Origin of the sequence: Desulfobulbus sp., assembly GCF_031547805.1 — a bacterium.
GTDB lineage: Bacteria > Desulfobacterota > Desulfobulbia > Desulfobulbales > Desulfobulbaceae > Desulfobulbus.
Map to the genome: position 1 here is coordinate 22,096 of NZ_JAVBRQ010000019.1, position 23,278 is coordinate 45,373.

General features: G+C 62.6%; 20 protein-coding genes and 1 tRNA gene. 13 read left to right on the forward strand and 8 right to left on the reverse strand.

Annotated features, from left to right (window positions below):
* The first annotated feature begins 19 nt into the window (after positions 1 to 19).
* The 13 genes from RMR13_RS06965 to RMR13_RS07025 all read left to right on the forward strand — a co-directional run bounded on the left by RMR13_RS06965 (position 20) and on the right by RMR13_RS07025 (position 15,741).
* Positions 20 to 898, forward strand: a complete 879-nt coding sequence (locus tag RMR13_RS06965; protein WP_310599917.1) for a TIGR02285 family protein — start codon at positions 20 to 22, stop codon at positions 896 to 898.
* A 153-nt stretch (positions 899 to 1,051) separates the two neighbouring features.
* Complete coding sequence (locus RMR13_RS06970) at positions 1,052 to 1,579, forward strand: hypothetical protein (protein ID WP_310599918.1); 528 nt, start codon at positions 1,052 to 1,054, stop codon at positions 1,577 to 1,579.
* Between the two features lie 3 nt (positions 1,580 to 1,582).
* Entirely contained in the window at positions 1,583 to 2,365 is a 783-nt protein-coding gene (locus RMR13_RS06975) for an NAD-dependent deacylase (protein ID WP_310599919.1), read from the forward strand.
* Between the two features lie 578 nt (positions 2,366 to 2,943).
* On the forward strand, positions 2,944 to 4,599 hold the full coding sequence (locus RMR13_RS06980) for a DEAD/DEAH box helicase (RefSeq protein WP_310599920.1): 1,656 nt from the start codon (positions 2,944 to 2,946) through the stop codon (positions 4,597 to 4,599).
* Positions 4,600 to 4,652: 53 nt separating this feature from the next.
* Complete coding sequence (locus RMR13_RS06985) at positions 4,653 to 6,059, forward strand: sigma-54 dependent transcriptional regulator (RefSeq protein WP_310599921.1); 1,407 nt, start codon at positions 4,653 to 4,655, stop codon at positions 6,057 to 6,059.
* Positions 6,060 to 6,446: 387 nt separating this feature from the next.
* Positions 6,447 to 6,677 carry a hypothetical protein gene (locus RMR13_RS06990; protein WP_310599922.1) on the forward strand — a complete coding sequence of 77 codons (231 nt, stop codon included), beginning with the start codon at positions 6,447 to 6,449 and terminating at the stop codon, positions 6,675 to 6,677.
* Positions 6,678 to 7,004: 327 nt separating this feature from the next.
* The gene (locus RMR13_RS06995; RefSeq protein WP_310599923.1) at positions 7,005 to 8,960 is read left to right on the forward strand and encodes a proton-conducting transporter membrane subunit; all 1,956 of its coding nucleotides are present in this window, start codon (positions 7,005 to 7,007) and stop codon (positions 8,958 to 8,960) included.
* Positions 8,961 to 8,977: 17 nt separating this feature from the next.
* Positions 8,978 to 9,892: an NADH-quinone oxidoreductase subunit H gene (locus RMR13_RS07000; RefSeq protein WP_310599924.1), complete on the forward strand. Its 915-nt coding sequence runs from the start codon at positions 8,978 to 8,980 to the stop codon at positions 9,890 to 9,892.
* Positions 9,892 to 10,545 (forward strand): hydrogenase, encoded by a 654-nt coding sequence (locus RMR13_RS07005; protein WP_310599925.1) that lies wholly within the window; start codon positions 9,892 to 9,894, stop codon positions 10,543 to 10,545. The genes RMR13_RS07000 and RMR13_RS07005 overlap by 1 nt, the downstream gene beginning before the upstream one ends.
* A 2-nt stretch (positions 10,546 to 10,547) precedes the next feature.
* Entirely contained in the window at positions 10,548 to 11,975 is a 1,428-nt protein-coding gene (locus RMR13_RS07010) for a proton-conducting transporter membrane subunit (protein ID WP_310599926.1), read from the forward strand.
* Positions 11,968 to 13,479, forward strand: coding sequence for a hydrogenase (locus RMR13_RS07015; protein ID WP_310599927.1), 1,512 nt, complete (start codon positions 11,968 to 11,970; stop codon positions 13,477 to 13,479). The genes RMR13_RS07010 and RMR13_RS07015 overlap by 8 nt, the downstream gene beginning before the upstream one ends.
* 60 nt (positions 13,480 to 13,539) lie before the next feature.
* Entirely contained in the window at positions 13,540 to 14,283 is a 744-nt protein-coding gene (locus RMR13_RS07020) for a hydrogenase (RefSeq protein WP_310599928.1), read from the forward strand.
* A 234-nt stretch (positions 14,284 to 14,517) separates the two neighbouring features.
* Entirely contained in the window at positions 14,518 to 15,741 is a 1,224-nt protein-coding gene (locus tag RMR13_RS07025) for an HDOD domain-containing protein (protein WP_310599929.1), read from the forward strand.
* A gap of 129 nt (positions 15,742 to 15,870) precedes the next feature.
* Here RMR13_RS07025 and RMR13_RS07030 read toward each other — a convergent pair whose 3' ends face one another.
* The 8 genes from RMR13_RS07030 to RMR13_RS07065 all read right to left on the reverse strand — a co-directional run bounded on the left by RMR13_RS07030 (position 15,871) and on the right by RMR13_RS07065 (position 23,137).
* On the reverse strand, positions 15,871 to 17,748 hold the full coding sequence (locus RMR13_RS07030) for a 5'-nucleotidase C-terminal domain-containing protein (protein ID WP_310599930.1): 1,878 nt from the start codon (positions 17,746 to 17,748) through the stop codon (positions 15,871 to 15,873).
* A 476-nt stretch (positions 17,749 to 18,224) separates the two neighbouring features.
* Positions 18,225 to 18,746, reverse strand: a complete 522-nt coding sequence (locus tag RMR13_RS07035; RefSeq protein WP_310599931.1) for a hypothetical protein — start codon at positions 18,744 to 18,746, stop codon at positions 18,225 to 18,227.
* Positions 18,747 to 18,985: 239 nt separating this feature from the next.
* Positions 18,986 to 19,071 (reverse strand) — tRNA-Leu (locus RMR13_RS07040).
* A gap of 13 nt (positions 19,072 to 19,084) precedes the next feature.
* A complete protein-coding gene (gene secG / locus RMR13_RS07045; protein ID WP_310599932.1) occupies positions 19,085 to 19,462 on the reverse strand; it encodes a preprotein translocase subunit SecG in 378 nt (125 codons plus the stop codon).
* Positions 19,459 to 20,214 (reverse strand): triose-phosphate isomerase, encoded by a 756-nt coding sequence (tpiA, locus tag RMR13_RS07050; RefSeq protein ID WP_310599933.1) that lies wholly within the window; start codon positions 20,212 to 20,214, stop codon positions 19,459 to 19,461. Before tpiA ends, secG begins: the two co-directional genes overlap by 4 nt.
* A gap of 76 nt (positions 20,215 to 20,290) precedes the next feature.
* Positions 20,291 to 21,466, reverse strand: coding sequence for a phosphoglycerate kinase (locus tag RMR13_RS07055; RefSeq protein WP_310599934.1), 1,176 nt, complete (start codon positions 21,464 to 21,466; stop codon positions 20,291 to 20,293).
* Entirely contained in the window at positions 21,444 to 21,920 is a 477-nt protein-coding gene (rimI, locus tag RMR13_RS07060; protein ID WP_310599935.1) for a ribosomal protein S18-alanine N-acetyltransferase, read from the reverse strand. Before rimI ends, RMR13_RS07055 begins: the two co-directional genes overlap by 23 nt.
* On the reverse strand, positions 21,917 to 23,137 hold the full coding sequence (locus RMR13_RS07065) for a glyceraldehyde 3-phosphate dehydrogenase NAD-binding domain-containing protein (protein ID WP_310599936.1): 1,221 nt from the start codon (positions 23,135 to 23,137) through the stop codon (positions 21,917 to 21,919). Before RMR13_RS07065 ends, rimI begins: the two co-directional genes overlap by 4 nt.
* Positions 23,138 to 23,278: the final 141 nt, after the last annotated feature.

Sequence of the window (23,278 nt, forward strand, 5' to 3'; positions counted from 1 at the left end):
CGGTTTCGGGAGGCACTCGATGGCGTTCCGTCTTTTTTCCCTGACCCTGGTCCTACTCGTCTGTCCGGTACTGGCCCTGGCCGCGCCGGCAGGGGCCAAGGATTCGATCACCTGGATGGAAGCCGCCATGCCGCCGTACCTGATTCAAGAGGGCGCCTTCAAGGACCAGGGCTACGGCGACGTCATCACCCGGATCATCCAGAGCGAACTGGCCGACTACGAGCATAAGGAAGTGATCACCAACGTCAGCCGCCATTTCTATAAATTCAAGCAAGGGGAAAAGGTGTGCAGCGCCGGTCTGTTCCGGAGCCCGGAACGGGAAGAATTCATGTATTTTTCCATCCCCAGCTTCCTGACCCTGCCGGCGGTGATCATCATCAAGAAGGAATCGCTGCCCCAGTTCGGCGGCAAGACCACGGTACGGCTGGCCGAGGTGCTGCGCGCCAAGAACATGATGATCGGGGTGAACAAGGACCGCTCCTACGGCATGGACACCGATGCGATCCTTGATACCTACCGTGGGGGGTGCAATATCCTCGAAATCACCGGCCTCGAGCTGTCGCGCAACCTGTTCAAGATGCTGATGAAAGGCCGGCTGGACGGCATTGTCGCCCTGCCCGACGAAGCGCTGTTCCAGGCGGAACAGATGGGGATCAGGGACCGTTTGCTCACCCTGTCGATCGAGGAGAATCAAAGCGGCTACGATTCGTGGCTGAGCTCGGTGGGGTGTTCGAAAACCCCCTGGGGCAGGGCCGTCATCGACAGGATCAATGCCATCCTCGTCAAGCAGCGCCCCTCCGAGCGCTACCGGGCCGCCTACGAACGCTGGCTGGACCCCAACGCCATCGAACAATACCGCCGGGTGTACCGGGAGGTTTTTGTGCAAAAGACCCCCTAGCGGCCTCTCTGTCCGACTTTCGCCGGGGTTGGCAAAAAAATGCGGCCAAGATGGAACGCCCCCTTCAAAACAGGGAGATCGTGCGTATTTTGTAGGCAATATTATCTATAAAAATACCAAGAGTAGTGCTCCCAAGGATTGGAGGATACCGCCATGATGCCAACACCCAAGCGCCCCACGGCCAGCACGGCCGAGCACGGTTTAAAACGGCAGAAATACTATGTCAGCCGCAAGGAAATGGTCACCATCAAATGCAGGGCCTGCGGCCGAACCGAGACCTTCTCGGTTACCGAACTGAAGTCCAGGAAACATTCCATCCGGGTCGATTGCGCCTGTTCCCAGAGCTTTGAAGTCGACCTGGAATTCCGCCAGGACTATCGGCAGAAGTCCGATATTCCCGGCAGCCTGCGGGCCCTGACCACCCCCAAAAACCGGGCCCGGCAGTGCGCGATCGTCGATCACTCGCCCAAGGGTCTGCTGCTGGCCATCGCCGACCCGCTCCCCATCAAGCGGGACGATTGGCTCGTCGTCAATTACCGGCCGGATGCCGGCGCGCCCGAGGTCGAGCGGCTGATCAGGGTCTGTCATTATCAACCGGGTGCCCTGATCGGCGGTACTTTCGTCGATATTGGTGCCGGGCGCCCCGCCCCTTCGCCTCGGAGCAACCCGCTCCTCCACTGAACCATGCCGACATCCCCCAAGCAAACGATCGTCACCGAGACCGGCGGCCAGGCCTATTGCGAGGCCGCCGGTCTGCTAAAAACCGCACGCAAGGCAGTGGCCCTGACCGGGGCCGGCATCTCGGTGGGCAGCGGTATCCCCGACTTCCGCAGTCCGGGCGGACTATGGAGCGTCTTTTCCCCGGAGGAATACGCCACCATCGAGGTATTCCGTCGTCACCCGGCCAAGGCCTGGGAGCTGTTCCGGGCGCTGGGCAAGGTGCTGGTCGGCAAGCGGGCCAACGCCGCCCACCAGGCCTTGGCCGAACTCGAACGCCAGGGCTGGCTGCAGGCCGTGGTGACCCAGAACATCGACAATCTCCACCAGCAGGCCGGCAGCAGCCGGGTCTTTGAAATCCACGGCGACCACCAGCATCTCCACTGCCTGCAATGCGGGGCGATCGTGCCGCTGCTCCCCGGCCACCTGGACGCAACCGATATCCCGTGCTGCGCCATGTGCGGCTTTCCGCTGAAGCCGAACGTGGTGCTCTTTGGCGAAGCGGTCCGTGACCTCGATGCCATTCACGACTGTCTGGCCGATTGCGACCTCCTGCTGGTGATCGGCACCTCGGCCCAGGTCTATCCGGCCGCGGCCCTGCCCGCTCTGGTCCGGCAACACGGCGGCCGGATCATGGAATTCAACCGGGAACCCTCCCTGGGCACCGTTGTCGGCCGGGGCGATTTCCTGTTCCAGGGCGATGTCCTCCGCACCTTGCCGGCTTTGGCCGACGCCTGCGGCCCGCGCTGAACCAGCCTGTTTTACCGCCTTTTCGTCCTGCCCTTGCCTTTCCCGCCAAAGCGCAATACTGTAGCCCGGCCGGCACGACCGGAGAAGGCGGTCGCTTGCAGCACGAGCCGGATCGCTCCCGTTTTCCTGTTCGCATCGTCTTTCTGCCATCTCCTGCCATTTGCAAGGCCTGTCGCCGTGGTACGACGTGCGGAGTTGCGCGGCGGGCAGGCCGTGGCGGCACGGGCCGCCGCCGTCGGTTCGCGGAGCGATCGACTTGCCCCGGCACCAGCGACGATTGCTTGCGTTTGCAGGCCATATGCTGTATGTTCCGTGCTATCTGACCTGCGTTTTGATCCTGTCGCGGCCCAGCCGGGCACAGGATGGTTGCCTGACCCTTTCGGTCAGGCCTTTTTTGTTGTAGACGTCCGCGAAATCCTCGATCTTTGCCTGGCAAAGTCGGGCGCGGCCGGGTTTGACAGTCGGGCTCTTCTCTTCTTGGATGGGGGTCATCTGTTAACGGACAACAGGGACAACCGCCGCAAGGCATTACCCAACCCCAAGATTATCGTCACCACATCGCCCAGAGGAGGACCCCGATGACTGCCACATTCGCCGATTTCGGCCTGCACCCCGACTTGATGCACGCCGTTGCCGAGCTCGGATTCACCGACCCCACCCCCATTCAACAGACCGCCATCCCCCTGCTGCTCGACGGCCGGGACCTGATCGGACAGGCCCAGACCGGCACCGGCAAGACCGCGGCCTTCGGACTGCCCCTGCTGCACCGGATCGATCCCGACCGCCGCAAGATCCAAGCCCTGGTGCTGGCCCCGACCCGCGAATTGGCCATCCAGGTGGCCGATTCCCTCGACCGCTATGGCCGGCAGAGGGGCATCGCGGTGCTCGCCCTGTACGGCGGCCAATCCTACCAGCAGCAATTCCGCAGCCTCCGCCAGGGGGTCGCGGTGGTGGTCGGCACCCCCGGCCGCCTGCTCGACCTGGCCGACCAGGACGCGCTCGACCTTTCCACGGTCCACACCGTGGTCCTCGACGAGGCCGACGAGATGCTCAGCATGGGATTTATCGAGGATATCGAGCGCATCCTCGAACGCACCCCGGCCGAGCGCCAAACCATGCTTTTTTCCGCCACCATTTCCAAGCGGGTCCAGGAGCTGGCCGCCCGCTATCTGCGCGAACCGGAATCGGTGTCCATCACCCCCAAGCAGTTGACCGGCGCCACCATTGTCCAGCGCTACTACCTGGTCAACCAGCAAGACAAGATAGCGGCCCTGGCCCGGCTGTTCGAGATGGAGACCATCGACAGCGCCCTGATCTTTGTCCGCACCCGGCTGGGCACCGGCGAATTGGCCAACCAGCTGACCGCGCGCGGCTTTGCCGCCGAGGCCCTGAACGGCGATCTCAGCCAGGAGGCCCGCATCCAGGTCCTGACCCGTTACCGCAACGGCCAGATCAAGGTGCTGGTGGCCACCGACGTCGCCGCCCGCGGCCTGGATATCGACGACATTTCCCATGTCTTCAATTTCGATCTCCCCGACGACCCGGAAGTCTATGTCCACCGCGTCGGCCGCACCGGGCGGGCGGGACGGGACGGCATTGCCATCTCCCTGCTCACCCCCAGGGACCGCTGGCAGCTGCGACGGATCGAGGAATACACCCACTTCAGGCTGGAAAAGGCGGAGCTGCCCAGCATCCAGCAGATCGAGAACCACCGCCAGGCCCTGCTGATGGAACAGTTGGAGGTGTGGATCCGGCGCGGCCGCTGCCGCCGTGAGCGGGAGGTGGTGGACATGCTGATCCAAACCGGCCATCAGCCGGAGGACGTTGCCGCCGCCGCCCTGAAACTGGCCCGGAGCGACGAGAAAAAACGGCCGATCGAACCCCTCACCCCGATCAAGGAAGAACAGCTGCGCCCGCGCGAGCGGAAAGGCGAGCGGACCTTCCGCCGCGATACCCACGCCGGCCCGTCCTCGGCGGCCCGCAAACGGCCGGAGCGCGACAAGGACATGGTGCCGCTCAAACTCGACATCGGCCGCGCGGACGGCATCGGCGTCAATCACGTGGTGGCCTCGCTGGCTCACTATTCCGGCGTCAATTCCGGCCAGTTGGGCAAGATCCGGATTGAAAGCAACCACACCCTGGTCGATGTGCCCGAGTCCCTGGTCGGCCGCCTGCTGTCCAAAAACGGCGCCTACCGGATCGGCAGGCGCACCGTCAATTTGGAACGGGCCTAAGGACTTGGAAGGGGTCTGAGCGAACGGACGCGTGCCAGGGACACATCGACGCAATGGACGGAAAAATCCTCATCATCGAAGACGACCGAGAGCTGGCGCAGATGCTGTGCATGCGCCTGTCGCTGCTGGGATGCACCGTCGCCCTCCACACCAGCGGCCACCAGGGCCTGGCCGCGGTGACCAGCGATTCGGTCGACGTCATCCTGACCGCGATCAACCTCCCCGACCTCAACGGTTTTGAACTGTGCCGGGAACTTTCCGCCCGCTGGCCGGAGATCCCGGTGGTGATCATGACCGCTTTCGGCAGCATGGAAGCGGCCATCGCCGCCATCCGGGCCGGGGCCTACGATTTCATCACCAAGCCCTTCGACATCAACCTGCTCGAATTGGTCCTGGCCCGGGCGATCAACCACCGCCGGCTGCAGGAAAGCGTCAAACAGCTCAGCCAGGCCCTGGAGCGGACCCGTTCGTTCGACGAACTGATCGGCGAGAGCCAGGTCATGCAGGCCCTGTTCTCCAAGCTGCTCCGGATTGCCGATTCCGAGGCGTCGGTTTTGCTCGCCGGTGAAAGCGGCTCGGGCAAGGAGCTCGCCGCCCGGGCCATCCACAAGTACAGTCGGCGCGCCCAGCAGCCCCTGGTGGCCATCAACTGTTCGGCCATGCCCGAATCCCTGCTGGAAAGCGAGCTGTTCGGCCATGTCAAAGGGGCCTTCACCAGCGCCCATTCCGATTACAAGGGCCTGTTTCTGGCCGCCAACGGCGGCACCCTGCTCCTCGACGAAATCGGCGAACTGCCGCTGTCCCTCCAACCCAAGCTGCTGCGCGTGCTCGAGGACCGCTGCGTTCGGCCCCTGGGCAGCACCACCGAAAAGCCCCTGGACGTGCGGGTGATCGCCATCACCAACCGGGATCTCGAAGCCGCAGTGGCCGAGGGCACCTTCCGCGAAGACCTGCTGTACCGCCTGAACGTGATCACCGTCCAGGTGCCGCCGCTGCGTACCAGGGGCACGGACATCCTGCTGCTCGCCGAGAAATACATCGAACTCTACGCCTCCCGCCAGGGCAAGAACATCACCGGCATGGCCAACGGCACCGCCCACAAACTGCTGGCCTACCGCTGGCCGGGCAATGTCCGGGAATTGCGCAACGCCATGGAACACGCGGTCACCCTGACCAACCACCGGAAAATCATCGCCGACGACCTCCCCGAGCGCATTCTTTCCTTCCGGCACGAACCGGCCTCTTCCGCGCCGGGGCTGCCGAGCCCGGGCGAACTGGTGCCGATGGCGGAGATGATGCACCGATACATGCACCATGTCCTCGCCATGGTCGGCGGCAATCGGACCCTGGCGGCCCAGATTCTCCAGATCGATCGCAAGACCCTTTACCGAAAGCTGCACCACCAGCACGAACCGGAATCCTCGCCGTCGGTGGTGTTTCCCGGTCTCTTCGGCGCCTAGCCCGATGCGGGGCGTTTTGCCCCACAGGGACAAATTGCCCCGGAAAAATGGTCAGCATCCCCAAGCGCGACGCTGGCCCGCCAACACCGACCGACTATCGATATCAGCGCTGTTTCGCCGTCTTCCTCACCAACGACCTTGCTTGCGGCCATGCGGCGATGGGGAGACATCGGCGGGGAACACGTTGCCCACCGGCCGACCGTTCCGCCGCTTGCGCCGCATATCCGGCCAATAAATGGATTTTTTCTGCGTTCGCTATTTAATGTCTGCCGACCCAGCAACGACTCCGCAACCGCACACGGCATTTGGGCACGAATTGTGCATTTTCATTTGGTTTGAGGACAAAAATCCCCAAATGCCATCAACGACCCAAGACACAGGTGTTCCATGACCATGATGATCGGTATCCATCAGCAACAGGACAAGGTGGATAAATTATACGAGAACCTGGGGCTGCGCGCCGCCCCGTTGACCGCTGTCGGTCCTTTCTCCTCCAAAGACGAGGCCCTGGCCTGGCAACGGAGCATGCAGCAGAAGACCGACGACTGCCAGATCGTCGACATGGGGACCGCCGATAACCCGGACAGCCCCTGGTACGGCTTTTTCTTTGAACGATGACCTGCTGTAAGGACACGGGGCTTCGGTGACGAGGCCTTCCCCCGCTTTTGCACCAAGCCCCGTTGTTTCCCGGTGGATTTCATGTCCCTTTTTTCCGCGTCCAGTTAAATTCCCTCCCCGGCCGGCCGATCTCGGCTTGCCGGTCTCGGATATGTTGCCGCCACTCAATCGTCTTATGCACGCCTTCTCCACACCCTTGCATTTCCCGGTTGCTCCCGCCGATCCCGGCCACGCCCCGCTGCCCTGCCGCGCGCCTGAACCGGCGGAGCGTCCCGACCGGGATCTTGTCTTCCTTCGACCCCGCGCCGGCATGACCGGTACCTTGCCATGGAACTTTTATTGACAGCCCTGGGCCTCATTCTGGCCGCCGGCCTGGCGCCCCTGCCGCTGCTGCGCCGGCCCGCCTGCGCCAGAATCGTGCACCTCATCCTCCTGACCGCCGGCTGCCTGACCGGGCTGGCCGCGCTCGCCCGGACCTGGGGCCAGGGGATTGCTCCCGTTTTTTCATGCACCTGGCTGCACACCCTGCCCCTGTCGCTTGCCCTGGACTCGCTGAGCTCGGTTTTTCTCGCGCCGATCTTCCTCCTGGCCCCGGTGATCGCGCTCTACGGCTACCATTATCTCGACCGTGACGCCCCCATTTGGCAGGCAGGCGCGCACCTGTTCTGCTTCAGCCTGCTGACCGCGGCCATGGTCCTGGTCACCCTGGCCGACAACCTGCCGGCCTTTGCTCTGGCCTGGGAGCTGATGTCGCTCTCCTCCTATCTCCTGGTGCTGTACGACCACGAGCACGAGGAGAGCCGGAAGGCGGCCACCCTCTACCTGCTCTTCACCCAGACCGGCGCCCTGCTGCTCTTCATTGCCTTCGGCCTGCTCTTCCAGGCCACCGGCGCCTTTGCCTTTGCCCAATGGTCGCAGGCCCCGCACGCGATCAAGCTCGCCGCCTTTTTCCTGGCCCTGGCCGGCTTCGGCTCCAAGGCCGGTATCCTGCCGCTGCACATCTGGCTGCCCCATGCCCATCCGGCCGCGCCCAGCCATGTCTCGGCCCTGATGTCCGGGGTGATGATCAAGATGGGGGTGTACGGGCTGCTGCGCTTTTATTTCCTCATCGACGACCCGGCGCCGATCCTGGGTCGGACCGTACTCGGACTGGGCATGGTCTCCGGTGTGCTCGGGGTGGCCTATGCCCTCGGCAAAAGCGACATCAAACGGCTGCTGGCCTACTCGAGTATCGAGAACATCGGCATCGTGCTCATCGGCTGCGGCCTGGGCATGGTGGGTATCGCCTCGGGCAACCAGACGATGACCGCCTTCGGCTTTGCCGGCGGCCTGTTGCACGTGTTCAACCACGCCCTGTTCAAATCGCTGCTGTTCATGGGGGCCGGGGCGGTGATCCAGCAAACCGGCATCCGCCACCTCGATCAGCTGGGCGGCCTGATGCGGCGGATGCCCGTCACCGGCCGAACCTTTCTCACCGGTTCGGTGGCCATTGCCGGCCTGCCGCCCTTAAACGGCTTTGTCAGCGAATTGCTCATCTATTTCGCCGCGTTCCAGGGCGTGCGCCTCCACGGCCCGGATGGACTGCTCGCCATGGCCGCCATCCTTGCCCTGGCGCTCATCGGCGGTCTGGCCTCGGCTTGTTTCACCAGGGCGGCGGGCATGGTCTTCCTCGGCGAGCCGCGCCGTCCCCTGCCCGCCACGGTCACCGAGGCGGGGCTGTCCATGCGCGCGGCCATGGTCGTCCTGGCGCTGGCCTGCCTGGCGATCGGCCTCTGGCCCGAGCCGTTCATCCGCCTGGCCCTCCACGGCCTGAGCGATCTGGCCCTGCCAGCGGCCAGCCAGCCTGCCCTGCTCGGCTCCCTGCCGGGCAACCTGGCCCTGGCCACCCGGATTTTCCTGGCGGTGCTGCTGGTGCTCGCCCTCTGCCGCCATTGCGTTTACCGCGCCAAGCCGATCGCCCGCGCCGCCACCTGGGGCTGCGGCTTTACCCGGCCAACCGCCCGGATTCAATACACCGGCACATCCTATGCCCGGGAAATGGTGGAGTTCCACCGCCCCTTCGTCAAGATCCACACCAAGCGCAGCCCGATCGCCAAGATTTTTCCCGATCCGGTCCATTATGCCAGCAAGGTGGATGATTGGGCCGAAATCGGGCTCCGCCGCCTGCTGGTCGCGCCAATCCTGCTGATCGCGGACAAACTGCGCTGGATTCAGCACGGCCACATCCAGCTGTATATCGGCTACATCGTCCTGACCATCGCCGTCCTGCTGCTGACGGTCTAGCTCCGAGAAGGTACGTCATGGAATCCGTTCTCTCCCTCGGCCTGGCCCTGCTGCTGGCCCCGCTCTTTCCCGGCCTCATCCTGAAAGTGAAGGCGTTGTTCGCCGGCAAGAAAGGGCCGCCGCTTTTAATCAAATACTGGACCCTGATCAAGCTGCTGCGCAAGGGCTCGGTCTACAGCACCACCACCACCTTCGTCTTCCGCCTGGCGCCCCTGGTCGGCTGCGCGGCCGCGATCGCGGTTTTGTTGTTTTTTCCCTTCGCCGGCCTGGCGCCCCTGGTTTCTTTCCACGGCGATGTCATCGTCCTGTTCTACCTGCTGGGGCTCGGCCGCTTCTTCACCATCGCCGCGGCCCTGGACACCGGCTCGCCCTTCGAGGGCATGGGCGCGGCCCGGGAGGCCTTTTTCGGCACCCTGGCCGAAGCGGCGGTCTTCGCCGTGCTGATCCTCTTCTTCCGCCTCAACGGTTCGCTCAGCCTGGGCGGCTACTTCACCGGCAGCCAGCCGATCTCGATCACCGGTCCCCAGGGGGCCTTGCTCATTCTGGCGGTGGTCGCCCTGTTCATGCTCCTGCTCGCCGAAAACTCCCGGGTGCCGGTGGACGATCCCGCCACCCACCTGGAGCTGACCATGATCCACGAGGTGATGATCCTCGATCACAGCGGCCCGGACCTGGCCCTGATCGAACTCGGCGCCTTCTACAAGCTTTTCCTCTACGCCGCCCTGATCGCCGACCTGCTCAAACCCGCAGACCTTGCCGGCCCCTTGGCCAACATCCTGTTTTTCTACGGCATGATGGCCGTGGTCTACGTGGCCATCGGCATCACCGAATCGATCACCGCCCGCCTGAAGATGGACATGGTGCCCAAATACATTCTCACCTCGTTCGCCCTGGTCTTTTTCGCCATTATCCTCACCCTGGAGATTGCCTGATGGTCACCAGCATCGATGTCGTCCTGGTCATCACCCTGCTGTCGGTTCTGCTGTCGCTGGCCTCCAGCCGGATGATGGCCCTGGTCAAGATCATGGCCCTGCAGGGCGCCATGGTGTCCGTTGCCCCCCTGCTGCTCGACAAGCACAGCTCGCTCAGCCACGAAGGCATTTTCTTCTTTCAGCTGATGTTCCTGGTCAAGGCGGTCCTCATCCCGGTCCTGCTGTTCACGGCGGTGACTAGGGTAGCGATCAAGCGGGAAGTCGAGCCGCTGGTCGGCTACCACGCCTCGCTGGTCGCCGGCCTCGGCCTGATCCTGCTGTCGGCCTACATCACCCGCCACCTGGGCATTCCCTCGACCGACAAAGCCACCCTGCTCCTGGTCACGGCCATCACCACCCTGGGCGGCGGCCTGTTTCTGATGATGAGCCGCACCAAGGCCATCACCCAGGTCATCGGCTATTTGATGCTGGAAAACGGAATCTACCTGGTGGGAACGGCGCTCACCAGCCAGTCGCACAGCATCTATCTCGTCGAGTTCGGTGTCCTGCTCGATCTGTTGGTCGGGGTGATGATCATGGGGATCATCCTGCACAACATCAACCGCACCTTCGACGACGTCGACACCGCCTATCTCGAGCAACTCAAGGATTGACCATGCTGGAAGCCATTTTCTCCCTGCCGCTGTTCACCGGCTTACTGACCCTGTTCCTGCCGGTCAGGCTGGGCCGCGCCATGCTGGTGACGGTGGCCCTGCTCCATTTGCTGCTGACCGTCCTCTGCTGGCTGCTGGCCCCGGCCCCGCATCTGCCCCACTATTTCGGCAACAGCCCGGCCGGGATCCTGGTGCTGCTGGTGACCTCGTTCATCTTTTGCTGCATCGCGCCCTACGGCATTTTCTACATGCGGGAGCAGGAGATGCACAGCGAGCCGATCTTTCTCGGCTGCATGCAGCTGTTCCTCGGCACCATGAGCATGGCCGCCCTGGCCGACCACCCCGTTGTCCTGTGGATCGCCATCGAGGCCACCACCTTGGCCAGCGCCCCTCTCATCTTCATCAACCGCTCAAAAAAAGCCCTGGAAGCCACCTGGAAATACGTGCTGATCTGCTCGGTCGGCATCGCCCTGGCCCTGCTCGGTTTCTTTTTCGTCACCCTGTCCATGGACCGGCCCGGCATCGACGTGCCGCTGACCTTCTCGGCCTTAAACGATGCCGCCCGCCAGCTAGATCCGCTCTGGCTGCGGACCGGCTTCATCTTCGTGCTCATCGGCTTCGGCACCAAGATGGGCCTGGCGCCGATGCACACCTGGCTGCCGGATGCCCACAGCGAGGCCCCCAGCCCGGCCTCGGCCCTGCTCTCGGGGGCGCTGCTCAACTGTGCCTTCCTCGGCATCTACAAGGTGCACTGCCTGTTGGTCCTGGCCGGGCTCGGCGATTTTTCCGGGAACCTGCTCATCGGCTTCGGCCTTCTGTCCATTGTGGTGGCCGGGGTCTTCATCCTCAACCAGCCCGATTACAAGCGGATGCTCGCCTACTCGAGCATCGAGAACATGGGGGTGATCGCCGTCGGCATCGGGGTCGGCGGCCTGGGCCTGTACGGCGCCATGCTCCATCTGATCCACCACTCGCTGCTCAAGTCCTCGCTCTTTCTTTCGGCCGGCAACCTGGTGCTCGGTTTCGGCACCAAGCTGGCCGCCCAATGCGGCGGCATGGCCCGCCTGCTGCCCCGAACCTTTCTCGGTTTCTTCGCCGGCTTCATCGGTATCTCCGGCCTGCCGCCGTTCGGCATCTTTGTCAGCGAACTGATGATCCTGATCGGGGCCCTCCAAACCGGGCACCCGGTGGCCGCCGGCCTGTTCGTCGCCGCGCTGCTGCTGGTGGTGGCCGGCTTCGCCCGGATCGCCACCGCCATGGCCTTCGGCCCGGTCCGGAACGAGGTGCTGGTGCAGGAACAGCCGGTGCGGACCATACCGCCGCTGGCCCTGCTGCTGACCTCGGTGCTGCTCTGCATCTGGATGCCCGAGCCGCTGTACCGGACCATCGTCAACACCATTGCCATGATCGGAGGCACCGTCCATGGATAGCCCTCTCCGGATCGGGAACGGCGAAGCGGTGCCTCGCAGCCGGATTCCCCGGGTCGATTTCCCCCGTTTCCTGCGGATCCTGACCGACTTTGTCCGCTGCAACGGCTACATCGTCCAGTTCTTCGCCTATGCCGAAGGGGAACGGATGCGGCTTTTGGCCGTGCTCCGCAACAGCGATCTCCATGTGGTGGAAACGGAGGTGGAGCGGGATTTCCCCTCGCTGACCCTGATGGGCGGCACCAAGTTCCACCTGTTCGAGCGGGAGATCGCCGAGCAATACGGCCTGCGCCCCAACGGGCACCCCTGGCTGAAGATGGTGCGTTACCACGCCAACGCGACCGGCCTGCCCGATGTCTTCGGCAACGACTACCGGGTCGATATCCCCGGCAACTACGACTACTATCGGGTCGAGGGCGAGGCCATCCACGAGGTGGGAGTCGGGCCGGTGCATGCCGGCATCATCGAACCGGGCCACTTTCGTTTTCAATGCGCCGGCGAGGAAGTGCTCCACCTGGAGATCCAGCTGGGCTACCAGCACCGGGGGGTGGAACGGCTGCTGACCTCGGTGCCGCAACGGCGCTGGCCCGTGCTCTGCGAATCCATTGCCGGCGACACCGCCATCGGCCACAACCTCTGCTGCTGCCAGGCGATCGAGGCCCTGGCCGGGCTGGAGGTGGAGCCGGGCGCCCGCACGGTGCGCACCATGGCCCTGGAATTGGAACGACTGGCCAACCACATCGGCGATCTCGGCGCCCTGAGCGGCGATGTGGCCTTCAACCCGCCCGCGGCCTATTTCGGCCGTATCCGCGGCGAGTTTCTCAACCTGCTGCTGGAGTTGAGCGGCAACCGTTTCGGCAAGAGCCTGGTGCGTCCGGGTGGCGTCACCCAGGTGGCCGGGGCCGAGCAGCGTCGGATCATCCGCTTGAAGATCGACGAACTGCGAAAAGAACTCGCGCAGGTCTGCGATTTGCTCTTCTCGGCCCACACCGTTTTGGCCCGTTTCGAATACACCGGCACGGTCACGCGAAACACGGCCGACCGATTGGGCCTGGTGGGGCCTTGCGGCCGGGCCTCCGGGCTGGAATACGACGTGCGCGAATTCTTCCCCACCGAGCGGTACGGAGAATTGCCGGCCAACACCAACTGGGCGACCAACGGCGACGTCTACAGTCGGGCCATGGTCCGGCGCGACGAGATCATGCATTCGCTCGACCTGATCGAACGGCTGTTAGCCATGCCTGAGGAGGCCTACCGGCCGGTGCTCCAGGCCGAGCACAGCCTTGCGCCGGCGAGTTTCGTGGTCACCCTCAACGAGGGGTGGCGGGGCGAGGTGTCCCACTGCCTGCTCACCGACAACAACGGAGCGCCCCTGCGGTACAAGGTCAAGGACGCTTCCTTCCACAACTGGACAGGACTGGCCATGGCCCTGCGCAACCAGGCCATCTCCGATTTTCCGCTCTGCAACAAGAGTTTCAATCTCAGCTACTGCGGCTTCGACCTGTAAGGGGACCAAGATGGACAAAGGGCAACCGGCCGAGGCCGGCCACATCGACAGGAGTGCGGCATGTTGAAGGTAATCGCCACCAGGCTGGACCAGGGCTACCGCACCAGCCCGTATCCCAAGCGGCCGGCGCGCCTTTCGGCCCGGTTTCGCGGCCTGCCCGAGATCAATGCCGCCTGCGACCCGGCCATTGTCCGCCGATGCGCGGATCTCTGCCCGCAGGAGGCGATCTCGGCCGACGAACAAACCATCGATTTGGGCCGCTGCACTTTTTGCGGCGCCTGCGGCCAGGTGGACGACGGGGCTTTTGTCCGTTTCAGCAACAACTTCGAGATGGGTGCCGCCCGCCGCCAGGATCTGATCCTCAAGGGCGCCCTGCCCGATCTGGCCAGCCAGGCCAAGGCCCATTTCAAGAAGCTGTTTGGCCGCTCGCTCCAGCTCCGCCAGGTTTCGGCCGGCGGCTGCAACGCCTGCGAGGCCGACACCAACGTGCTGAACACCCCGTTTTTCGATCTTTCCCGCTTCGGCATCGATTTCGTCGCCTCGCCCCGACATGCCGACGGCATCCACGTCACCGGACCGATCACCCGCAACATGCGTACCGCCCTGCTCGATACCTACGCCGCCGTGCCGGCCCCCAAGGTGGTCATCGCCAGCGGCTGCTGCGCCATCTCGGGCGGCCCTTTTTACGGATCGGAAGAAATCATCGGCGATCTGAACACGCTCGTCCCCGTGGATCTCTATATCCCCGGCTGCCCCCCCCATCCCCTGACCACCTTGCACGCCCTGCTGGCCTTTTTCAAATAACGCGTAAAAGCGGACCGAACGCCTCCGCCGTCAGCCTGTATCCGCCCCAGGGTGCAGGCCGGCAAGGCGCTCCTTCCAAGCGGGACGAAGAATTTTTCCGTTTTGGAGAAAAATGCTTTCTCCTTTGATAACATTACGATATCGTTAATAACATCGGCTTGGAGAATTGGAGCGCCGAGCCGGTACGCAGCACCGTTGTTCGGCTGCCTTTCCACCGTAGGGCATGTACAGACGATGTATGTTTATATTGCGCGACAGCCTGTTTTCGACCGCCAGAAGCGTCTTTTCGCCTACGAGGTGCTTTTTCGGTCGAGCATGGTCAACATCTTTCCCGAAGAGATCGACAGCGACGAGGCCACCCATACCGTTCTGGCCCATGTCCTGTTCAATATCGGTCTGGATACGATCACCGGCCCCCATCGAGCCCTGATCAATTTTACCGAAAACCACCTCCTGAAAAAAACCCCGCTCCAGCTGCCCCAGAAACGCTGTATCGTCGAAATTCTCGAATCCATCCTCCCGTCGCCCAAGGTCTTTGCGGCCTGCACGGAATTGAAGGAACAGGGATACACCCTGGCCCTGGACGATTTCGACTTCAACGCCCAGTCCGAACAGCTCGTTCCCCTGGTCAACATCGTCAAGGTCGACCTGCAGGCGGTCGACCGGGAACGCCTGGCAGAAGACATGGCCCGGATGAAATGCTATCCGGACGTTGCCTGGCTGGCCGAAAAGATCGAGAATTACCAGGAATTCCAGCTCGCGCTTTCGCTCGGCTTCGATTATTTCCAGGGATATTTCCTCGACAAGCCAGAGGTGCTCAAAAACAAGACCATCGACACCTCGAAGATCGTCCTGCTCAATCTGCTGGCCGAGGCCTGCCTGCCGGAGGTCGATCTGCGCAAGATCGAACGGCTGGTCGCACCGGACGTCTCGCTTTCCTACAAGCTCTTCCGGTACCTCAATTCCGCCTATTATTCGCTGGTCAGCAAGGTGACCTCAGTCCGCTACGCCTTGGCCTATTTGGGGGAAAGTGGGGTCCGCCAGTTTATTTCCCTGGCCGCCACCTCGGAAATCTCGGCCGGCAAGCCCTCGGAACTGATGCGGCTGTCGATGGTCAGGGCGCGGCTCTGCCAGCTTGTGGGCGCGCTCCGCAAGGAGCAGATCGACGAATCCCAACTCTTCCTCCTCGGCCTCTTCTCCCTGCTCGATGCCATGCTCGACATGCCCATGGCCGAACTCACCGCCAAGCTGCCGCTCACCGACGAGCTGAAAAACGCCCTCAACACGCGGACCGGGCCGCTGGCGCCCTATCTTCAGGCGATCACCACCTACGAAAGAGGCGAATTCCACGAATGCGCCAACTATCTCCAACAGCTCGGCATCTCGCCGGAGACCATGATCGACGCCTATTTCCGGGCTCTGAACTGGGCGGATAAGTTTGAGGATAATTTCCTCTAATTCCAACGTGCCGTAATAGGCCATCGTTTTCCCCGCCGCCGCTTCCGACTCCGTCCGGACCGCGCCCGAGCGTCCGAACGCATTCGGACCACGCCCACCAACCATACCGCTGCTCGGCGGCGCCAGCCGTCACCGGTCGATGAACCGCTGGGTACTGTACTCCTTGACCGGCAAGGGCCGCAGTTCCTTTTGTTCGCCCGGCAGCTTTTCGATATAGCGGAGGAACGCCTCGGCGTAATCGAGCCCTACCTCGACCCGGCGCTCGCCGGTAATACTTTTCAGCGCGGTGAAGGCATCGTTGCCGTCGGCAAGAAAGGAGATGGTGATCACCTTGTAGGTCGCCTTGGGGTCAAGGGGCCGATAGCTGCCGTCGGCGGCCCGGATTTCCAAATGGGAGAATCGCGCCCCCGCGGGCTTGGTCAGATCGACCTGCCAGCGCAAACCACCGGCATAGGGATAGCAGCCGGTGTTGGCCGCCGGGCCGACCACGCCTTCCACCGCATCCTCCAGAGCCGCCTTGATCTCGGCGCCGGTGGCGTTGAGCTGTACCAGGGTGTTCTTGAACGGCAGGACCGTGTACAGATCCTTGACCGTGACCGGCCCCTTGCGCAGATCGATCCGGACCCCGCCGCCATTCAGCAGCGACAGATCCGCATTGAAAAAAGTTCGGCCCTGCTGCAAAAACGCCTCGGCAACCAACTGCTGCATGTCGCCGCCATGGGCGTTGACCCGTTCGTTGGCGTTGCAGGCATCGCCCAGGGAAGAACGCGAGGGGTCGCGTTTGCTGCCCGGAACCCGCCGCAGGCACAGGTTGTCGGTGGCAGTGGCGATCCTGGTGGCACCCATCGCTTCCTTTTGCCGGGCATAGGGGGCGAGCAGGGCCTCCGCCCGGGGATCGGGCAGGGTGATCCGCAACACGCCGCTGGCGGCAATGTCCTTGCGTACGGCAGCGGTCTCTTCCGGATTTAACGGTTGGCCTCCACGGCTGAATTGATCGCCGATCAGCAACCAGGGGGTGCCGGTACAGTCGCTGACCTCGCCGTTGGCGTCGAAGCGCACCCGCATTTCGCCGACCACGTAGCCGTACTGCCACGCCTGCGCGATGCATACCGGCTTGCCGTCCCGATCCGAACTCCGGGTCGGGTAGGGGCCTTCGGGGGTCAAGCCGTAGCGTTTGAGCTGTTCCGGCCCGAGCAGCGAATGTGAATCGCCGCCGATCACCACATCGACGCCGCTGAGCTTCTTGACCAGGGCCTGGTCGGCCTGGTAGCCGATGTGGGTCGCGAGGATGATCTTGTCGATCCCCTGGTTGCGGAGGCGGTCGATCTCGGCCTGGGCCACGGTCGCCTCGTCGAGCAGCATGGTGTCGGGATCGGGACGGGACGAGTTCTTGGTCTTGCCGGCCACGGTCAGCCCGACGATGCCGATCTTCTGGCCGCCGCGCTCGAGCACCACTGAGGGGACCACGGCTTCGCCGAGCCCGGCGTCGCGCATCGGCGAAGAAGGGCCGAAACGGACGTTGGCGCTGAGAACCGGGGTCGCGCACGTACCCGCGCGCAGGAAGCCGATCATTTTCTTGACGCCGGCGTCGGCGTTGTCGAATTCGTGGTTGCCCAGGGTGAAGGTATCGAAGCAGACCGTCTCCATCAGGTCGGCGTCGGCCTGGCCCTCGGCGAGAGTAAAGTAGAGATCGCCGGTACTGGCATCGCCACTGTGGATTTTGAGCACCTGGGCGGACCCTTTTTCCAGCGCCTTGATCGCGCCGGCCACCTTGGCAAAGCCGCCTCGGTCGACGTTCACCGCCTCGCGCTTGCCGTGGCCGGTGTCCAGCAGCAGGGTGGTCTGCTCCGGATCGAGGTGGGAGTGGTGGTCGTTGATGTGCAGCACGGTCAGTTCGAAGGGCTGCGAGCCGCCAGCCGCATCGACGGCGCTCGGCCGGTGTGCGGTTCCGCAACTCGCGAGGGCAAGGGACAGAATGAGACCAACGGTACAAACGGCCTGGCGCATGTTTCGCTCCCTGGTTTAAGGATAATGAAAACAACTGGGTCGTCGTGGCAGGGGATCTCAACGCACAATGCAGCTGTGCACTGCTATCGATAGAATTCCTCTATTATAAAGGAGTTGACCAGGGAACTCTTTTTTTGCATCGCGGCAAATCACTTTGACGGGTACCCGCAAAGAATCGCCATATCCACCTGTTTCGTTTTTCTCGCTGGACGGACACACAAGCGTTGAAGCATGGATTGACGCACCCATTGCCGCGATCGGCAATGGAAGTCGGGACAAAGAGGGTGCCGCTGTTTCGTCCCTTCAGGTGAGCGGGGCGTTCAGCGGACCGAGCTGAGGTTTGTCGCGTAACAAACGCAGAGGATCAGCAGGGCCACTTCACGCAGATAATGCGGAGGAAAAATCTATTCGAAGCGGCACCGCAAGATCTTGTTGGGGGACACGGCCTAGAAAGCAGAACACCGCTTCTCTTGAACCTACAGCACGCGCGCGACGAATGTCGTCAGTCGTTCGACCAGGGCTTCGCGGCTATCGTTGAAGATCTCAGTGCCGTGGCCTGCTCCGGGATAGAGCACCAATTCCTTGGAAGCGACGACGATTTCGTGCATCCGGCAGGTTCCTTCCGCGCACATATCGTGCTCGGAATTGACGAGGAGCATGGGAACCCGTATTCGGCGGAGTTCGTCATCATGGTAGAACGTGACCCCTTCATAGGAGATGGGCGCCGAGATGGCGGCCAGGCCGGCAAGCCAGTCGCCTGGTTGGGCCTCGGTGGCGACTTTCACCGATGCCACTCCTCCCCTGCTCGCACCGATGAGGACGATCTTTTCGGCACCGGCAGAGCGGACGAAGGCCACGGCATCGCGGAGAATACCCGATTGATCGTCCGCCTGGCAGGGATAGGCGTAAGTCAGCAGCATGTAACCTCTGGAGCGCAAGGCCTCGATGATCGGCACCCATTCATCCTGGTTGTTAGTGTCCATGTTGGAAAAGATCACGGCTTTCTCTTTGCCGGCGCAAAGCCGTCCGCAGGTTGTCGTGCCAGCATATGCTCCGGAAAGCGGAAACGCGACGTGTTGCACGTGTACCTCCTGATATTTGTTGCCTCTTACATGAACCTGTTTTGTACCCGGTTTAACCGAGGATGCCAACGAAGCAAAAGGCAAGAAAAAACCCTGTTAAACCATCTGGTTTAACAGGGTCAATGGGCTGCCATGGAACTCTTTGGACCTTAGTTTGGTGCCGAAGGCGAGACTCGAACTCGCACGACCGTGGGCCGCTACCCCCTCAAGATAGTGTGTCTACCAATTCCACCACTTCGGCAACTTATCCCTTATTATTTCGCCGGCTGCTCTCCAGCCCCCTTCGGAGCCTCATTCGTTGTCTGCGGAGCAACGGGCATCGGCACAGTGATCGGTGCCGCCGGTTGCTGTGCCGGGGCTTGTCCTTCCTGCACCTTCAGGTCTTTCATGATCGTCCCCGAACTCTTATGGGCGGAAAGGTAGGCCAGGGTGATCGATGTCCCCATGAAGACAATCGCGGCAAACGTCGTTATTTTATTCAACAGAGGAAGAGGGCCCTCGGTGCCGAACAGCGATTGGCTCGATCCGCCGAACGTTGCACCGATATCCGCACCCTTGCCGTGCTGCAACAAAACGATGCAGATCAGAAACAAGCAGACAATGGTATGAACAACGATCAGTAGGGTTGTCATTGAAAACGGATGATCCTGTCAAAAGATTCGGCGTTCAGAGCCGCGCCGCCGACCAGCGCCCCGTCGATATCCGGCTGCGCCATCAAACTGTCAATATTCTCTGGCTTAACCGAGCCACCATACAGTATCCGTACGGCATCGGCAATATTTTTCTCGTACGCATCTGCCAGGAATTGCCGCAGGAAGGCATGCACCTCCTGGGCCTGCTCCTTGGTGGCCGTCTTACCGGTGCCGATAGCCCAGACCGGTTCGTAGGCAAGGACGAGCCGGAACATCTCTTCTTTTGCCACCCCTTGCAAGCCCTGCCGCATCTGTCGCTCCAGCACGGAAAAGGTGCGGTTCGATTCCCGCTCTTCCAAGGTTTCGCCGACGCAGAGCACCGGTTGCAGACCGCCGGCCAGCGCTCCGAGCAGGCGGCGGTTGATCATGGCATCGATCTCGCCGAAAATCTGGCGGCGTTCGGAATGCCCGACAATGGCCAGGCGAACGCCGAGGTCGGTCAGCATGAGCGCCGAAATTTCGCCGGTATAGGCACCCTCTTTGTCCCAGGCAACGTTTTGGGCGGCAACTTGCAGCGGCGTATCCCCGACCGCTTCGCAGACCTTGGCCAAGGCGGTGAAGGCGGGGGCCACCATGACATCGCGGTCCGGACAGGCGCCACTGGCGGCGGCGGCTGCCTGGGCAAGCCGCACGGCTTCGGCGACGGTCAGGTGCATTTTCCAATTGCCGGCAATCAACGGACGTCTGTTCATGGCACGCTCCTACAGCAAAAGATGGATCGAAGAGATGATCGGTGTGGGCACAGACAAACGATCAGGCGCCCCACGCCTATGCCAGCGCCTTGATGCCCGGCAACTCCTTGCCTTCCATCAGCTCGAGAAAGGCGCCGCCGCCCGTTGACATGTAGGAAATGTTGGCCGCTTCGCCGGACTGGTTGATGGCGGCATTGGAATCACCGCCGCCGGTAACGCTCAAGGCGTGCGAAGCCGCGACCGTGTGCGCCAGAGCCATGGTGCCGCGGGCAAAGGCGGCCATTTCAAAAGCACCCATGGGGCCGTTCCAGACGATGGTCTTGGCGTCGGCCAGCACTTCGTTGAAACAGATAACCGAGGCCGGGCCGATATCCAGCGCCATCCAGCTCTCCGGGATATCCTGAATCGTCACCTGCTTGCAAATCGCATCCGGGGCAAAACGGTCGGCCGCGATCACGTCCACCGGCAGGTACATCTTGACGCCCCGCTCCTTGGCGCGGCGCAGCAATTCGGTGGCGGTGTCGAGCAGGTCGTCCTCGACCTTGGACGCGCCCACGCCATGCCCTTGACTCTTGAGGAAGGTGTTGGCCATGGCCCCGCCGATGATCATCTTGTCGACCCGTTCCAGCATGTTGCGCAGGGCCTCAAGCTTGCCGGACACCTTGGCGCCGCCGACAATGGCCACCAGCGGCCGCTGGGGATTGTCGATCGACCGGTGGAAATATTCCATCTCCTGCTGGAGGAGAAAACCGGCCGCCTTTTCCTTGACATACTCGGTGACCCCGACCACGGAGGCGTGGGCGCGGTGCGAGACGGCAAAGGCGTCGTTGACGTATACATCGGCGAGCGCGGCCAGCTGGCGGGAAAAATCGGGATCGTTCTTCTCTTCCTGGGCATAGAAGCGCAGGTTTTCCAGCATGAGGATATCGCCGTCCTTGAGCCGTGCGACCGCCTCAGCCGCCACCGGCCCGATGCAATCGCCGGCCAGCGGCACCGGATGCTCCAACAGCCGGGCCAGATGCGCCGCCACCGGTGCCAGCGAGTATTTCTCCACCCGCTGTCCCTTCGGCCGCCCCATGTGGGTGCAGACAATCACCCGGGCCTTTTGCTCCAGCAAATACCGAAGGGTCGGCAACACGCTGCGGATGCGCAGATCGTCGGTAATTTCGCCGGCATCGTTCATGGGTACATTGAAATCGACCCGCACCAGAACCTTCTTGCCCGCCAGTTCAACATCCCGCAGTGTCTTCATTTCGTTCCTCCCCTGCCGGCGCCATGTCCCTGGTCAACAACAGGGCATCCTCGACCGGCTGGCTGTAATAATGTTTGCGCGTCCCCGTCCGGACGAAACCGGTTCGGGCGTAGAGTCGCAGGGCTGCGGCATTCGACGCCCGCACCTCAAGAAAACAGACGATGCAGCCCTGGGCTGCCAACTCGGCCATGGCCCGGTCCAGCAGGGTTGTGGCCACCTGTCGCCGTCGCCACTCCGGGTCCACCACCAGGTGCAAAAGTTCGCTCTCCGGCGGGACGATCCGGAAAAAGGCATAGCCGCAGACCGTCTCCCCGCATGCCGCCACCAGAGCGAAGCCGTTGGCCGCCCCGATTTCCTCCCGTAACGCCGCCCCGCTCCAGGGCGACGGCATGGCTCCTTGTTCGATCCGCTCGATCCGGGCCAGATCCTCGGGGTGCAACGGCCGGACGATCACACCATCCGTTCGGCCACCGATACGGTCAGCTCGGCGAGCATGTTGGTGTAACTGCCCAATTCGTTGTCATACCAGCCGTAAATGACGGCCTGGGTCAGCGGCACTTCCAAAATGGGCGGGGTGCCGCCGGTCTCGCATTTGAAATTCTTCAGGTTCTGCAGATTGACCTTGATGGCGGCCGTCCGGGTGTGGATCTCGGTGGACTCGATCACCACCGCCGCCCTGGGCATGCCGATGATGTCGGACGATACGTTTTGTTCCTTGGAAAAAACCAGATAGGGGCTGGTCTTGGAGTACTCTTCGTAGATCGAGTTCAACAGGTCGCGCTTGATCGGGTTTTCGAGTTCGTCCTGGAGATTGAGCACCAAAACGATCAGCGATCCGGAGGAAGTCGGGATGCGCACCGACTCGGCGATGAAGCCGATGCCCTTCATCTCGGGAATGACCAGCCCCAGAGCCTTGGCGGCGCCGGTGGTGGTCAGGATGATATTGTTGAGGATCGACCTGTTTTTGCGTAGATCCGAAGCTCCTGCGGCGGGCAGGCGATCCAGCACCTCCTGGGAGCCGGTGGCCGCGTGCACCGTGACCATGGAAGCCGACAGCATCCGGCTGGCGCCGAAGTGGTCGAGCAGCGGCTTGATCATGTAGGACAGGCAGGTGGTGGTGCACGATGCGGCGGAAATGATGTTGTGCCGGGACGGATCGTAATCGTCGTCGTTGATGCCCATCACCGTCGTCACCGCGTCCTCGGGCATGTCAAGGCCCTTGGCCTGGATCTTGAACGGAGCGGAAACCATGACCTTCTCCGCCCCGGCCAGAAGATGGCCGCGCGCCGCCCCCCTGCCTTCGTTGGGATCTGCGGTGGGATCCTTGAAGACGCCGGTCGAATCGACCACCAGCCGCACCTGGTTGGCCTTCCATTCAATATCCTTGGGATTGCGCGCCTTGCGCAGGAAGGTTACCGGTATGCCGTTGATGGTCATCGAGCCTTTTTCCTCGTTGAGGTTCTCGATCACCCGGCCGCCCTTGAACCCGTGGAGGTACATGCTGAGCCGCCCGTAGGTGGAATCTTTTTCGATGGCCGAGGCGATGTCCTCAAGCCCGCCGCCGACATTCCGGCCGAGGTTGACGACGATCTCCGAAAAATATTGCCGAGAAAGCTGGTTCCATAAGGTCAGCTTGCCGATTCGTCCAAGACCATTGAGCCCGAGTTTCATAGAGGATGCTCCTTTGCGGTTGGATTATGAGGGAGAAATTGTTATATGCCGGAAAGATAAGATCTTGCACGTTTGAATGGGGCAGGCCGGCGGACATGCCTGCCGCTGTTGCCCATGCATCGAAAGCAGAAAAACCAGAGG